This is a genomic window from Pedobacter sp., from assembly GCF_965249885.1.
GTDB lineage: Bacteria > Bacteroidota > Bacteroidia > Sphingobacteriales > Sphingobacteriaceae > Pedobacter.
The window spans coordinates 3,880,842-3,896,762 of record NZ_OZ252254.1 but is presented as its reverse complement, the minus strand read 5'-3'; the positions used below and the strand labels follow the sequence as shown (position 1 = coordinate 3,896,762).

The following is a 15,921-nucleotide window of genomic DNA, read 5'->3' as shown; positions in this document are numbered from 1 at the left end:
CCATGTCAAAAAGTATCATACAGGACTAAAGTTGCAATACTACATGGCAAATGAAAAATATCGTTCAAAACTATCTCCGAGGCAAAAGGCATCGGATAAATTATTATATATTTAACTAACCAAATCAATAATTTCCATGTATAAACTGAGAGGGCTTTTTGTAGGCTTAATTGTGTTGTTTTTAAACTGTTTAACCCTTGTGGTGGCGCAAGGACAAAAACAACTCAATTTTAAACGAATTACCATTAACGACGGACTCTCTCAAAATACTGTTTTTTGTATTGCACAAGATAAAACTGGCTTTATTTGGATTGGCACAGAAGATGGATTGAATAAGTATGATGGTTATGAATTTACGGTATACAAACATCAAAACAACAATCCTAAAAGTTTAAGCCATAGTCAGATTAATGCGCTTTTGGAAGACAAAAAAGGAAACTTTTGGATAGGAACTTCAGATGGTTTAAACTTATTTAATAAACATACTGAAACCTTTTCAAAAATTGGCTACCACACTCCAACAGAGGGAAATGCTGGCGATTTCATTAGCGCTATATATCAGGATAGCAATGGAAATCTTTGGATTGGAACTTATAACGGATTAAAGTACTACGATTATACATCAAAAAAGCTTCGCTCCTATAACGTTGGCTTTTTAAGCGAAAACCCAGCGGCAAGCAACCGCGTACAAACCATTTTCGAAGATAGCAACCATCACATTTGGGTGAGCATTGGAAAAAGTTTAAAGTGCATTGATGCTAAAACCAAGAAACTAGTTGAACTTCCATCGAAAATCGCCAACGATAATATCTTGAACGCGGCAAATATCAGAGCGATCAACCAAACGCCTAATGGCGACATGTGGTTTGCTACAGAGGGTTTAGGTTTGGTGAAATTTACAGTAGCCAGCAATGAAATTACACGATATAGTCATCAGATTGGAAACTCATTTAGTATTCCAACGAATATTATCCGTACGCTGTTTAACAACAATGAACATGAACTTTGGATAGGCACCCGCGACGGTTTAAGCGTTTTAAATACGCAAAGCAATCAATTTTTGAATTACAGGTATATCACTTATGATCCGCAATCCTTAAGCCATAATTCCATCAGATGTATCCTAAAAGATAGAGCCGGAAATATTTGGCTTGGCACTTACGCTGGCGGCATTAACTTTTACGGTGCCGGCGGCAATAACTTTGGCTATATCGGACAAAAAAGTAACGGCAGCATAGGCTTAACACATCGTGTGGTGAGCTCTGTTCTTGCTGATGGAAACGGGCTTTGGATTGGTACCGAGGGAGGTGGACTTAATTATATCGACAGGAAAAATAACATCACCAAAAGTTATGTGATTAACAGCACACAACAGAATATTGTTAAATCATTAGCTAAACAAGGGAACAAGCTTTGGATAGGAACTTACGACGGATTGAGCTGCCTCAATACCGAAACCAACCAACTTACCAATTATGAAATCACTAAAAACGATGGAAAGCCCGAAAACAAACAGGTTTATACCATAGCACTGGCCAGCAATGGAGTTTGGTTAGGTACAGATGGACGTGGCCTAAAGTTCAGAAATGCTAATGGAGAAATCACTAATTATTTGAACGACAAAAGAAACCCCAACACTTTAAGTGGCAACGTCGTATTATCATTATTAAAAAATACTGATGATAAAATTTGGGTAGGCACCGAGCATGGTCTTAATTACTTTGATGCGAACACTGGAAAATTTAAACGCTATCAGCATCAAAACAACAACCCATTTAGTTTACAGCACAATACGATATTAACATTATTTTACGATAGCAGGCATAGGCTTTGGGTTGGAACCGAGGGCGGCGGGTTGAGTTTCTTTGATAGCAGCAATCAAAAATTTTATACCATTAATGAAACCTTTGGGCTGGCCAATGCAGTGATTCATGCTGTTCGGGAAGATAAACAAGGAAATCTGTGGGTAAGTACCAATAAAGGCTTGTCGAAAATTACGTTTAAAAAATTTATTTTACCATTTAACGCAAAGGATATTGATGTATTAAATTATACGGTACAAGATGGATTACAGAGCAATCAATTTACTTCTGGAGCGGCGGAAACGAATGAACAAGGCGAGGTCTTTTTTGGTGGCATCAACGGTGTAACTTACTTCTATCCAGAAAAAATCGTTTACAACAAGATCAAACCTAAAGTGGTCATCACGGATTTTTTGATCAAGAACAATCCAGTTAAAATCGAAGAAGATTCGCCTCTTAAAAAGAGTATCAATGAAACTGAAGTAATTACGTTAAACTATGATCAAGCATTTATTACGTTTAAATTCGCCGCACTTAACTACATCAATCCTGAGAAAAACAAATACGCCTATAAGCTCAAAGGTTTTAATGATGATGATTGGCATTTTATCGGCAATCAAAGGCAAGCTACTTACACTAATTTAGATGCTGGAACTTACAATTTCGAGGTTAAAGCAGCTAACAATGACGGTTTGTGGACCGATAAAATCAAAAGCGTAAAGATTGTAGTTTTACCTCCGTGGTGGAAAACGTGGTGGGCTTATCTGTTATACGCAGCAATAATTGGAGCGCTGCTTTATGCTTTCAACAGTTATTCGGTAAAAACCACTAAGCTCAAGCACGAATTAGAGCTACAGCACGTAAGCCATGAAAAAGATCAGGAATTAGCTAAACGCAAACTCAGTTTTTTCACTAACATCTCTCACGAAATTAAGACCCCACTTACGTTGATCCTCGGTCCTATTGATAAACTTATCAACCAAAATGAGGGAAATAACAAAACGCTAAATCAGCTCCGTTTGATACAGCGTAACGGTGAAAGACTAGTCAGATTGATCAACCAGCTATTGGATTTTAGAAAGTTTGAAGAAGATAGCATGGTGTTACAAACTGCAGAAGGTAACATTGTCAGGTTTGTACGTGAAATTGTTATAGCATTTGAACCTTACGCACAACATCGCCATATTAAATTAAAATTCGTTAGCGAACAACAAAGCCTCCGTTTATGGTTTGACAGAGACAAATTGGAAAAAGTAATTTATAATTTGATTTCTAATGCACTGAAATTCACCAATGAGGGTGGTCAAGTTTTGGTATCCGTTAACCAATTACAGGTTGATGGTAAAATAATGGCATCCATTGCGGTGGAAGATAACGGAATAGGCATTCCACCCGATCAAATTGGCAGAATCTTCGAAAAATTCAAGCATTTTGACAACGAGGGTGTAAATAGCTCTGGCACGGGAATAGGCTTGGCATTTTCAAAAGGCTTGGTACAGTTGCATAAGGGCAATATCAATGTGGAGAGTATATTGGCTAGTCCGAGCACCAATGGAAAAACCATATTTACCATACTTCTACCAACCGGTAAGGAACATCTTTCAGACAGCGAAATGATTCAGAACTACAAAAGTACTGAAGACATTTCCAGCTATAAAGGAACAGAATTATCTAGCACTTCAAAGTTGGCGTTAGAAAAACGTAAGCAACAGGTATTAACCGCTGCTGGAAAAGAGAAATTGATTATGTTGGTTGTAGAAGATAATAGCGAAGTAAGAGAATTTGTGTCCAGTCATTTCGAAAGTAATTTTGAAATACACGAAGCTGAAAACGGCAAAGAAGGAATGGAACAAGCTTTGAAATTGATTCCTGATATTATCATTAGTGATGTAATGATGCCCATTACAGATGGAATTACGCTATGCAAAAACTTGAAAACCGACACCAAAACAAGTCATATACCTGTGGTATTGCTTACCGCCCGCACGCCAATTATTTTCAATATAGAAGGTTTAGAGACTGGCGCAGATGATTATATCACCAAACCTTTCAATTTAAATATGCTGGAAGCTAGGGTTTGGAATTTATTGGATAATCGCCAAAAACTGAGGGAAAGGTATAGTAAAGAAGTGACGCTACAACCTACCAATGTGGCTATTACATCACCAGATGAGAAGTTTTTGGAGAAGATAATGGCATTTATTGAAAAAAATATTGCTGAACCTGAATTAAGTGTAGAAGAACTTGGAAATGTGGCAGGTATGAGCCGAGTGACTTTATACAGAAAGATCAAAGCTTTGACTAACCAAACGGCGATTGAGTTTATACGTAGCGTAAGACTTAAAAGAGCCGCCCAGCTTTTGCAGCAAAATAAATTTAACGTTAATGAGGTTGCTTATATGGTGGGATTTTCTGACGTAGATTATTTTAGGCGTTGTTTCAAAGAAGAATTTAAGTTAACGCCAAAGGAATATGCGAATAGTTCGCTTTGAGGTTAAATAGATGTCTCGTAGCCTCGACATGATAAGAGGGTGTTGTTCCCCTCTCTGCCTGCGGCATCTCTCCCCGGAGGGGAGAGAATAGCGATTCGGAAAGGGTTGTGAGTTATGGAAATTTCGCCATAATCGCACTTAGTTATGGTAAGAACGCTAAATAAAAAAGTTTAATTGATAGCAGCTAATCGCACTTAGGTGAATAAATGCCTGCTTCAAGTCCGTGGGACTGATATGATTAAAGCCACAAGGTTTCATTCCCATCAACCACGTAGTGGTGAAATTATTTAGAAGTTAAGGTTTTAACAGATGTCTCGTAGCCTCGACATGATAAGGGGCGTTGTTCCCCTCTCTGCCTGCGGCATCTCTTCCCAAAAGGGAGAGAATAGCGATTGGGAAAAGCGCTGCTCTGTGGGAATGTTGCTCGTCTTAAACTCCATTATCTTTAAAGTCCGTAGGACGGATATGATTAAAGCCACAAGGTTTCATTCTCATCAACCAAGTAGTGATGAAATTATTTAGAAGTTAAGGTTTTAACAGATGTCTCGTAGCCTCGACATGACAAGGCGATGTTGTTCCCCTCTCTGCCTGCGGTATCTCTCCCCAAAAGGGAGAGAATAGCGATTGGGAAAGGGTTGTGAGTTATTGTCGTTTTAAATTTGAAGCATTATTCAAAAAACATTCTGCGGATACCCATTTCCAAACCGCGGAGCTCGGCTAAACCTTTTAAGCGCCCTATTATCGAGTAACCTGGATAAGTATTGCGATTAAAATCATCGAGTATTTTATGTCCATGGTCTGGCCGCATTGGAATAGCTACATCGTTACGGCCAGCCTTTAATCGTTTGTATTGTTCCCTGATTACCGCTTTCATCACTGCAAACATATCGGTACTGCCGCCCAAATGCTCTCCCTCATGAAAGCTCCCATCTGCTTCATGCTGCACATTTCTTAAATGTAAAAAATGAATGTGCTCGCCTAAGCGCTCGATCATTCCTGGTAAATCATTACTTAAATTGGCACCTAAAGAGCCAGTACAAAACGTAATGCCGTTACTTGGCGACGGAACCGCATTGACAAGTTCCAATAAATCAGCTTCTGTTGAAACTACTCTTGGCAAGCCCAATATCGGAAACGGTGGATCATCAGGATGAATACACATCTTTATACCGGCCTTTTCAGCTTCTGGAATAATTGCACCTAAAAAATAATACAGATTCTGCTTTAATTTATTGGCATCAACATCGGCATATCTTTCTAAATAACCTCTAAATTCTGTTACGGTGAATACTTCATCAGTACCCGGCAAACCTGCCATAATGGTATTACATAACAGGTTTTTCTCTTCAAGAGAAATACTTTCCAAATAAGCTAGTGCCTTTTGTTGCATAGCCGATGAAAAATCGGCTTTTGCCCCTTCCCTTTCCAAGATAAACAGATCAAAAGCAGCAAGTGCGATAGCGTCGTAACGTAAAGAGCTGGCACCATTTGGCAAACGATAATCTAAGTGTGTTCTTGTCCAATCCAATACGGGCATAAAGTTATAACAAACCGTTTTTATACCGGTGGCAGCAAGGTTTTTTAATGAATTGATGTATCGTTCGATATATTCATCGCGGTTGGCTTCACCAATTTTGATACTTTCATGAATATTGACGCTTTCTACTACGCTCCATTTCAAACCTGCGTTTTCAATTAGCGTTTTCCTTGCTTTAATTTCTTCATCCGTCCAAACGTCGCCGCATGGAATATGATATAGTGCGGTAACGATACCAGTGGCGCCAGTTTGTTTGATATCGTTGAGCGTAACTTCATCGTTAGGCCCAAACCATCTAAATGTTTGTTCTAAATTCTCAATCATCATAGCTATCTATTAAAGACTTGGGTTAAGGATTGAGCACAATTAATGCTACCGAATTTCCTTCCAAGCTTAAAGGCACAGATAATGAAGCAGAATAATTATAAGCCTGCTCCGTAGTGGATTTTAAAGATGTTTGCGAAGGGTTATTGTAAACGTTATTATTTTTAGAATCTACATAATAGATTTTCGCATTTATTTTATCGTTAAACAGGGCCTTTGGAATGTTATTAATTTTTACTTCGATATTTTGATCGGCAACATAGTTTGTATAGTTGTAGTTCCAAACCAATATTGCTATTCCTTTTCCATTTCCTGCTGAAGCTAAAGCATTGATCCCCAGACCAGCGTTACTAAGTTTTGTAGAAGTCACTTTTACCCTTGTTCCCCTGTCAGATACTTCTTTAGCAAACATCAAAGCATAACCATACGGATTAGGATAAGCATTATTAGTGACATCAGTTAACTCGCTTTTATGTAAAATTTCCCCGTGACTAATTGACCAGTTAAACACCCTATCAACTCCGCCTTCATATAGGTAAAATGCTTTTGCCAATTGCCCTGGAGCCCAAGCCGTCATGGTTTGTGCTTGTGTCCAAGCTGCAGGGATAAATGTACCGCCAACCAAACCATATTCAGTTGCAAAAACTTGTCGTGCACCCAAACCTTTACTACTTAAAGCCGCAGTAATTTGTGCTTTAGCAGTTTCAAACAATTTCGGGTTAGTTTGCTCTGTATAACAGTTCATGCTAAAAAAATCCAGTCGCTTTGCGGGATCAGTATCTGCCGCGTAAAGTGCAAAAAACTGCGATGAATAACTCACCAATGCCGAAAAATTTGTGGTGCTAGTGAAAGCTCCGTTACTCAACATGATGCGATTATTGCCTGCCAATCCCATCTCGGCGTTAGCGGCATTTACAGCCTTGTAGTAATCTTTATAAACTTCGTAATATTCAACCGCTGTTTCTCCGTTATAATCAGGTTCGTTACCTGCTTGTATGTATTTAATTTTAGGATATTTGGTTTTATAGTAAATCAACGTTTGTTTGATGAAATTTTGAAAGAGTACGCCTTTGCCGTCACCCGGTAGTGGACTGGCAGCGGAAGGTTTGTAGGCCGTTAAAGCTACCAGCAAAGAATCTGCGCAAGTTGAATAAAAATCTAAAGAGGGCTCCACACGAACACTACCTTGATAATTATAGTTGTACCCTTGATTGTAAATGGTGCGCAAAGCAAGCCAAGTACGTATTGTTTTATGGTTCATGGATTGTAACCAGGTTCTAGCTTTTTCTCCTGGCATGGCCGATGTTGAGGAATGCACATTAGATTGCTCCAAACGCATCACATTACCCTGCTGTTGCGAACAGTCGACGGTAATAGCTGAAGTAGTAGTAATTGGTGGTAAAGTAGGCATTGCTGGCACTAAAGGCTGAGCTGATTTTTTAGTGCATGCTGAAAGGCCAAAAAAGGCGGCACCAAGTAGGGCAATTTCAAAATATCTTTTCATCATTCTTTATTAAATGGAAGTACTTTAACTATTTTTTAATTTCGAAAAGCGCTTTTTGCACCCCGTAATAGGCGGGTTTACGCTTGTAATTTTCATCGTACAGCAACGGACTTTGACCAAATTTCCAAGAGGCATCATTGTTATCTCTTGCGCCCCAAATAGAAATTAAGCGAATGCCCGCATCATAAGCTGTCTTTATCAAATTATAATAATCGTTCTTTTGTTGATCAGCTAGTGCGGCAGTCCACGGCGTTATGACATTGTTAACTTTTGGCAGCGCAATATCCAATTCGGTGATATAAACTTTCACACCTAAATCAGTAAATTTTTTAACTGTTTGCTTGAACAAATCGTTCCCGCCAGCAAAACCTACTCCGATAGTATAATGCGCTTGTATACCTACCGCATCTATCGGATATCCCTTCACTTTCATGTGTTTAACCAGCTGATAAAATGCCTTATGCTTGTGATAATAAGGAGAAGCGCTAGTATTGAACTCGAAATTATAATCACGTAATTCGAGCATCGCATTGGTATATTGTCTTGCATACTGAAACAACTTACCGATAAATACGGGATGTTTTGTGTTAACCTTATCGGCTCCAGTTAAACCAGAAGCGTCATCTTCCCAACCCATATCATTCCACTTCATCGTTTCATAAAGTCCGTTAGTATCAAATAACTCATTAGCTACGTTCCAATAATCTACTTTGGTTTTATTGTCGTTTGTAGTCATCACCTCCGTCACTAAGTTCTTCAACATCACATCCATTTCGGTGGGCGTAAAAGTACCGGTGGTAAACCAAGTTGGCATATAAGCGTCCCTTCCAGCAATTAAGTGCAAAAACACTTTCCCATAATTGGTTTTACTCCAATTAATTACGGCATTAGCATCATTAAAATCGGAACCACCTTCGCGTTTCCAACGTGATGGCCCCCACGCTGCCTGACCAAAATTGAACATGTTTTGGCAAATATTTTTGTAGATGCCATTGGGCGAAGGGTCGTTAATCACACCGTGAGTTGCGGCAAAATTGCCATAGCTAATTAAGCTACCGAATGACAAATCTTTAGCAGAAGCCAATGCTTTTAAGCTTCCAGTAATTACGGTCTGCTCCTTAGGTGCGGCATAAAAAGTATCGATACAGTTAGTTGGCAGATAAGCCGTTTTATAACTGATGTTTACCGATAGCTCACCCGGCTTAAGTTTCACCAACTGAGTGGTATCTGCTGTTGATGGCCTTACCACCTTGCGCAACACATCTGATTGGTCGGTATAGTTCAGCTGCATCTCCAGTGCCTGCCCTGCGGCTTCCCAGCTGATTACCGCTGTACCGTTCTCATCGTAGTACAAATCTTTAATGCCCCTGTTGGACAATGTTGCCTCGAAGCTGGCTCCAAGAGCTGCTCCAGAAAGTTTGTACGGAACCGAAGCATTGCCAGCGGCATCGTAGCCAATCAGTTCAAAGTTGTAACTGCCCTCGGTCAACGGAGAAATAATGGTACTTAAATTACCCGTTCCTGTAACCTGTACCTCTTTAACATTCTGGCGGTTGTTCCAGTAAATCTTCACCAATTTGACAGCACTATTCGGAACAGCAAAATTGATCTTCACCCTATTGCGGCCAGATAGCACTGAACTGCTAGCGCTCCCTTGGATATACTCACGCTTGCCGTCCAGTTCAAAAAGATCATGCTCTTTACAAGCAGATAAAAATGTCATCACCAGCAATAAGGCGCAACTAATTTGAGTCAAATGCTTATTCATCAGTACTTATTTCTTAAATTCAAACAATGCTTTTTGAACCCCGTAATATGCGGGCTTACGTTTAAAATCGGCATCAAACAATAAAGGAAACTGCCCAACCTTCCAAGTAGGATCGTTATCATCCCTAACTCCCCAAAGCGAGATATGAGTTACTCCTGCATCCAAAGCAGACTTAATAATGTTATAGTAATCTGTTCTTTGCTGACTAGCGAGGTTATTGTTCCATGGTTGCAGTACGTTATTCACTTTAGCTGCCGCCACATCCAATTCGGTAATCATTACCTGCACCCCTAATGCTTTAAACTTGGCTACAGCTTCCTTAAATTTATCATATCCGCCAGGTATACCTTCGCCTAAGGTGTAATGCGCTTGTATGCCTACTGCATCAATTGGATAACCTCTCGCCTTTAAATGCTTCACTAGTTGAAATAATGCTTTTTGTTTATGATAGTAAGGTTGCGTAGGTAGGATTTGTTCAAAGTTGTAGTCACGCAACTCGAGTATGGCTTTCGTTTTTTCTCTGCAATACTGAAAGGCTTTTCCTACAAATGCTGGATGTTTGAGGTTGATTTTATCAGTGCCGCTCAAGGCAGATGCATCATCTTCCCAACCCATATCATTCCAACGCATATTTGTACGATAAGTACCATCGTTGTTGAACAACTCATTAGCGACGTTGATAATGTCTATTTTGTTCTTATTGTCGTTGCTTTCCATCATCTCATTTACGAGGTTACGCAACATCACATCCATTTCAGATGGCGTAAAAGAGCCGTTTACAAACCAATCTGGCATGTAGTTATCGGGACCGGTTAGCAATGTCACCCAAGCTTTACCGTTATTGGCTTTAAACCAATTGATGCAGGTATTGAGCTGACTAAAATCTGAACCACCAGCTCTAACCCAACGTGTAGCACCCCAGTAAGCTTGCCCCATATTGTATTCCTTTTTACTTAAGGCAGTATAAATTCCATTGGGTGAACCATCTACAGCAATACCGTAATTAGTGCCTCCATAACCGTAAAAGATGCGATTACCCAAGTCAATTCCTTTTGCCGTGGCCAATGCTTTTAAGCTTCCGGTAATTACGGTCTGCTCCTTAGGTGCGGCATAAAAAGTATCAATGCAGTTTACTGGCAGATACGCCGTTTTGTAACTGATGTTGACCGATAGCTCACCCGGCTTAAGTTTCACCAACTGAGTGGTATCTGCTGTTGATGGCCTTACCACCTTGCGCAATACATCCGATTGGTCGGTATAGTTCAGCTGCATCTCCAGTGCTTGCCCAGCTGCTTCCCAGCTGATTACCGCTGTACCATTTTCATCGTAGTACAAATCTTTAATGACCCTGTTGGACAATGTTGCCTCAAAGCTGGCTCCAAGAGCTGCTCCAGAAAGTTTGTACGGAACCGAAGCATTGCCAGCAGCATCGTAGCCGATCAGTTCAAAGTTGTAACTGCCCTCGGTCAACGGAGAAATAATAGTGCTTAAGTTACCCGTTCCTGTTACCTGCACCTCTTTAACATTCTGGCGATTGTTCCAGTAGATCTTCACCAATTTGACAGCACTATTCGGAACAGCAAAATTGATCTTCACCCTATTGCGGCCAGAAAGCACTGAACTGCTAGCACTTCCCTGTATATAATCACGCTTGCCCTCCAGTTCAAAAAGATCATGTTCTTTACAGGCAGATAATAGTGCCAGCAGGACAACCGTGATATGTAAAACCTTCTTCAATGTCTTCATTAGTTAGTTAATCCTAAAACACCTTTCCAAGTGGTGGCTATTCTTATTCCGTCAACGGTACCTGAAAGTTCGCCGTCAGCCTGACGGATGATAATATCGTTTAAGCTGGTTGGAGAAGTACCCGTTGCAGCCGAAGCGACTGTTGCTGTACTTGGTTCTGTAGCTGGAATTGTGCCGTCTAAAATGTACATACTTGATATTTTGGTGGCAAAATCATGCTTAATCACGAGTAGGTAGCTGGTATTGTACTTGTAATTAGCTGCGCCGTAAACCGCCGTCGAATTTTTACCCATGCCTAAAATCAAATTGCCTTTTCCATCATCTTTAGCATATAGCCTATTAAAAAAAGCGCCGGCACCATCTCTCAAAGCACAATAGAAATCTCCCGCTCCTGCGGTTTTTAAGTTGATCATCATAGCGGTATAAACGGTGCCACTAGTTTGCGGCGTAAAGGCCGACATGACATCTTCCCTAGAGAAATCACCGTGTTGGAAAGTTAATGCTCCTCCAATGCCTGAATTGACATAACCAGCAAATGACAGGCCTTGCGGCACATAATAAACTGGTATAGAACCCGCCGCAGAATAGGCAGTCCAAGTGTTGGTCACACGAGCGAGGAAATCTTCAGCATTACCATAGGAGAAATTTTCATTCATCAATGGAACCTCAGCCACTGGGGCAACGTTGCCTATCTCGGTACCGCTTACATTTACCGTGATATTTTGCAAACCAGCAATACTATGGGTAATGGTGCCTGATAAATCTTTATTTTGCTTAGATGATGGTGCAAATTTGACGTAAATGGTAGCTGTTTTGTTGTTCGCATCAACAGATAGTGAAGAACTAAACGATGTGTTGTTTGTAGAAATCTTGAAATAGTCAGAAGCTGTGATGGTTACGTTCCCACTCAAATTGGCACCAGTAATAGTGTACGACTGTGAGGGTGTTTCGGTACTAGTTGTGGTATTTCCGAAAGTTGGAAGTGCAGCTAACGAGGCAACTAAACTAGGTTCAATCCAATTTCTACCTCTTAAAGTTAAGCTAGTAGCCAAAACACTTTCACCCAAAACAGCGCCGCCACTGGCACTCACAATCTTTAAGCTAACCGTTTTATTGTCATCAAAATTTTTACCTGAGGTAATGTTAAAAGACGCCGTGGTTGCTCCTTTAGGCAAGTCTAACGTAAATTTATCTCCCGAAAGCTGAGGATTGATACTATACTCAGTGTTTAAAGCTGTAGTTCCACTACTCTGCACTTGGATGGTCACTTTTCCATCTTTTTCTAAAGGGCGGGCTAGTTTCAATTGTACTGGAAAAGATGTAGCATCTTTTGGAATGTTGTAAGTAGTTGCATTGAAACTTACTTTAGTTGGAATTACCATTTCTGGCCATTCCTTATCTTTTTTACAAGCACTGCACACCAAGGTCAATAGCAAAATGATGTACCCCAATGCGTTGTAATTAATTTGTTTATTTAAGTTCTTCATCATTAACTAAAATCAAAAAATAACTATAAGCCTACGGCCTCTTTCCACGAAGTAGCCACTCTTAATCCATCAAATGTGCCCAATAACGGTGTTTCAGTGTTTTGCCTTAAGCCGATGCCCAATAAAGTGGTAGCACCTGTCCCTGCAGAATTAGTGATATCAGCTGTGGCTGGCTCTACAGCCGAAACTGCCCCTGGAGATAAGATGTACATGTAAGATGCACCAGAGAAATCATATCTGGTAATTACCAAATAAGTAGTACCAAAACTATAATTTGTAGGAGCATAAATGGTACTGGTACTTGTTCTACCTAAGCCAAAATTTAGCGAACCGCCATTATCTTTCATGAACACCCTGTTATAAAATGTGGGCGATGCTGTTGCGTTTACCAAAGAGAGGAAAAAGCCTCCACCTGTAGGCGCAGAAGCCATATTAACTAATTGTGCAACATATACACTACCAGAGTTTTGCGAGGTAAAAGTACGTACCATGTCTTCTCTAGAGCCCGAGCCATTCTCTACAACTATAGACCCGCCTACTGCAGAGCCAGCGTAGCCAGAAAATGATAGTCCAGAAACTGCATATTTAATAGGATTCACCGTACCAGAATAGACTGACCAGTTTGTAGTTACCGATTTCAAATCGCCGGCAGTACTTCCATAACTAAAATCATCTTTCATCAACAATACTCCGGATGCCGCATTACCATACTCTACACCGCTTACTGCTAAGTTTACGTCACTAGCCCCGGCAGAAGTATGCGTAATGTTTCCAGTGATAGTTTGGTTGGCTCCCGTATTGGCTAAGAATCTCACATAAACCGTTACTCCACCAGCATTTGCATCAGCAAAAGGAACAGTTAAACTATTACCAAAACTTACATTATCTAAAGAAATTTGAAAGTTTGCGCTCACAGTTAGATTAATGTTTGATGTTAACTTAGTTCCAGTTACCGAATAAGAAGTAGCCGAAGTGGTTGTTCCAGCGATAACATTGCCAAATGCAATTCCTGTTTCAGAAAGCCTGATTTCTGGCAGAATAATAGGATTTCCTTTGATAGTAACTACCGTAGATGCATTTGTATTTGATACTGTTAAGCCGCCGGTAGCACTTGTTATTTTAAGCACCAATGTTCGCTCTCCTTCAAAATTATTGAGTGAACTTAAATCAAAGGATGCTTCAGTGGCACCTTTAGCCAATTTCACCACTAAACCCGTATTTGGAATCCCAGGGTTAGCTGTGTACTCCGTAGATTGGATGGTACTTTGGCCGTCAACCATGATTACCGCCGTTGCATCTTCCTCCAAAGGCAAAGACAATGGCAGCACAATTTTCAAGGGATCTTGTGTGTTATTTTCTATCGTATAGTTATTAGCGGCAAAACGTATAGTACCTACATTATTAGGCTTAAACAAATCACCTTTTTTACATGAAACAAATAATATCCCGATGGCGAAAAACAGCCATACAAAACATTTAAGTACTCGGGAAAAATCAATAGTCAAATTCTTCATATTGGATCTATTTTTATTACCAACCTGGATTTTGTTGTAAGTCAAGCGATTTATTTACTTCGCCCTGCGGGATAGGCCACAAATACCATTTTGGTGCAGTGAACACCGGTGTACGCACCGTTACTAGTTCGTAAGTGTACGTATTTCCAACCTTAGTAATCTTCATACCATGCAACGGTTTATTAGAGATATTTTCAGCGATTTTCCATCGTCTAACGTCCCAATACCTGTGTTCTTCAATGGCAAGTTCTACCCTACGCTCGTTTTGGATTACAATCCTCATTTGGTCTTTGCTCATATTATCTGCCAAGCCATAGTTACCATCGTTTCCAGCAACTATTCCTGCTCGTTTCCTTATGGCTTTAAGCTGTTCGTACGCAGTAGCTATGTCGCCAGCCTCATTACTTGCTTCGGCATAGTTCAATAATATTTCCGCATAGCGAATTAATGGGAAACAGCGCTCAGTTGCCGATGAAGTTGTACTGGCGATTGTATTATCATCGCACATTTTACGCAAATAGTAGCCTGTACGTGTTCCAGCGTTTGGCGCATAACCATCTTGTGGCGCTCCTACGTAGGTAAACACCTGACTCACCGTTCTGCTCACATTTAGCCTTGTACCCTCGTTAAATAATACAGTATAAGCTAGGCGTGGATCGCGGTTAACGTATGGATTTGCTGCATCATAACCTGTTGGATTGCTACCCGACTTTACATCCTCACTAATTGGCTTGCCGTTCACGGTCCCAAAAGCATCTACCAATTCTTGATAAGGCAAGGAGTTACCAGAACCTGTGCGACTAGGTGGATCCCACATTGATTCTAATGTTCGATTATTTCCAGCCATGGAAGCTAAAATATATTCGTTGTTCTTTCTGGTAACAAACACTTTTTGAAACCCATAACCCGGTTGCGTTGGAAGGTCAAACAGCGTATATAAATTCAGGTCAATCACATCTTTAGCGGCTTTTGCTGCCTTAGTCCATCTTGTAGCATCAAAGCTCGGGTAACCTAATACACCATCCATATTATCGGCCCTGCCATTAAACAATGGGCTAGCTGCATATAACAACAACCTCGCTTTTAAAGCTAAAGCTGCACCTCTAGTTACCCTACCATAATCTAAACCACTATAGCTAGGAGGCAAAAGTGTAGCTACGGCGTTGCATTCATTTTCAATGTAGGTTACACATTCAGCATAGGTATTTCTTTTTCCCGAGATTTCATCTGTTGGCCCGTAAACTACGTCGCCGATCAAGGGTACGCCAGCGTAGTGTTTAATTAAAATGAAATAGTACCAAGCTCTTAAAAACCTAGCTTCTCCTTCCATTCTGCTGCGTAATTTTGCAGAAAGCGGCGTAGTTGGAAGATGTTTGAGCAGCACATTTACTCTTCGAATGTTAGCGTAGGTTTTTACCCAAGCATCATCTGGAATGTTAAGTGCGCTTACTGCACCCGATTGGAAAATAATGTTGTATGCCGATGCACTTTGTAAGGTACTTTCTACTTCGTCACCGATGGAATATATTCCTATACTACTTCCGTCACCGAAACGCTTAGGCTCCGCACTAAAGCCTATATCAGTATAAATACGAGTTAAAAATTGTAAAGTGCGGGCACTGTCGGCAAAAGTGGTTTCTTCATTCAAATCAGTAGTTTTAACCTGATCTAAAACTCCACCCTTTTTACAGGCAGCCGTTGCTAATATTGCCACGCCAATTATTAAAAATATTATTCTTTTCATCAT

General features: G+C 40.3%; 8 protein-coding genes. 1 reads left to right on the top strand and 7 read right to left on the bottom strand.

The window, feature by feature from the left end; all coding sequences use genetic code 11:
- Positions 1–136 precede the first annotated feature (136 nt).
- A complete protein-coding gene (locus ACY2A0_RS16475) occupies positions 137–4,294 on the top strand; it encodes a hybrid sensor histidine kinase/response regulator (RefSeq protein WP_461791707.1) in 4,158 nt (1,385 codons plus the stop codon).
- Between the two features lie 667 nt (positions 4,295–4,961).
- Here ACY2A0_RS16475 and uxuA read toward each other — a convergent pair.
- From uxuA to ACY2A0_RS16440, 7 genes are read right to left on the bottom strand one after another with little or no spacing between them, the layout of a single operon-like run.
- Complete coding sequence (uxuA, locus tag ACY2A0_RS16470) at positions 4,962–6,155, bottom strand: mannonate dehydratase (protein ID WP_461791758.1); 1,194 nt, start codon at positions 6,153–6,155, stop codon at positions 4,962–4,964.
- Positions 6,156–6,180: 25 nt separating this feature from the next.
- A complete protein-coding gene (locus tag ACY2A0_RS16465; protein WP_461791706.1) occupies positions 6,181–7,662 on the bottom strand; it encodes a hypothetical protein in 1,482 nt (493 codons plus the stop codon).
- Positions 7,663–7,687: 25 nt separating this feature from the next.
- Positions 7,688–9,427, bottom strand: coding sequence for an endo-1,4-beta-xylanase (locus tag ACY2A0_RS16460; RefSeq protein WP_461790459.1), 1,740 nt, complete (start codon positions 9,425–9,427; stop codon positions 7,688–7,690).
- Between the two features lie 6 nt (positions 9,428–9,433).
- A complete protein-coding gene (locus ACY2A0_RS16455) occupies positions 9,434–11,173 on the bottom strand; it encodes an endo-1,4-beta-xylanase (RefSeq protein WP_461790458.1) in 1,740 nt (579 codons plus the stop codon).
- Positions 11,173–12,663, bottom strand: a complete 1,491-nt coding sequence (locus ACY2A0_RS16450; RefSeq protein WP_461790457.1) for a hypothetical protein — start codon at positions 12,661–12,663, stop codon at positions 11,173–11,175. The genes ACY2A0_RS16455 and ACY2A0_RS16450 overlap by 1 nt, the downstream gene beginning before the upstream one ends.
- Positions 12,664–12,683: 20 nt before the next feature.
- Complete coding sequence (locus tag ACY2A0_RS16445; protein WP_461790456.1) at positions 12,684–14,174, bottom strand: hypothetical protein; 1,491 nt, start codon at positions 14,172–14,174, stop codon at positions 12,684–12,686.
- A gap of 16 nt (positions 14,175–14,190) precedes the next feature.
- The gene (locus ACY2A0_RS16440) at positions 14,191–15,921 is read right to left on the bottom strand and encodes a RagB/SusD family nutrient uptake outer membrane protein (protein WP_461790455.1); all 1,731 of its coding nucleotides are present in this window, start codon (positions 15,919–15,921) and stop codon (positions 14,191–14,193) included.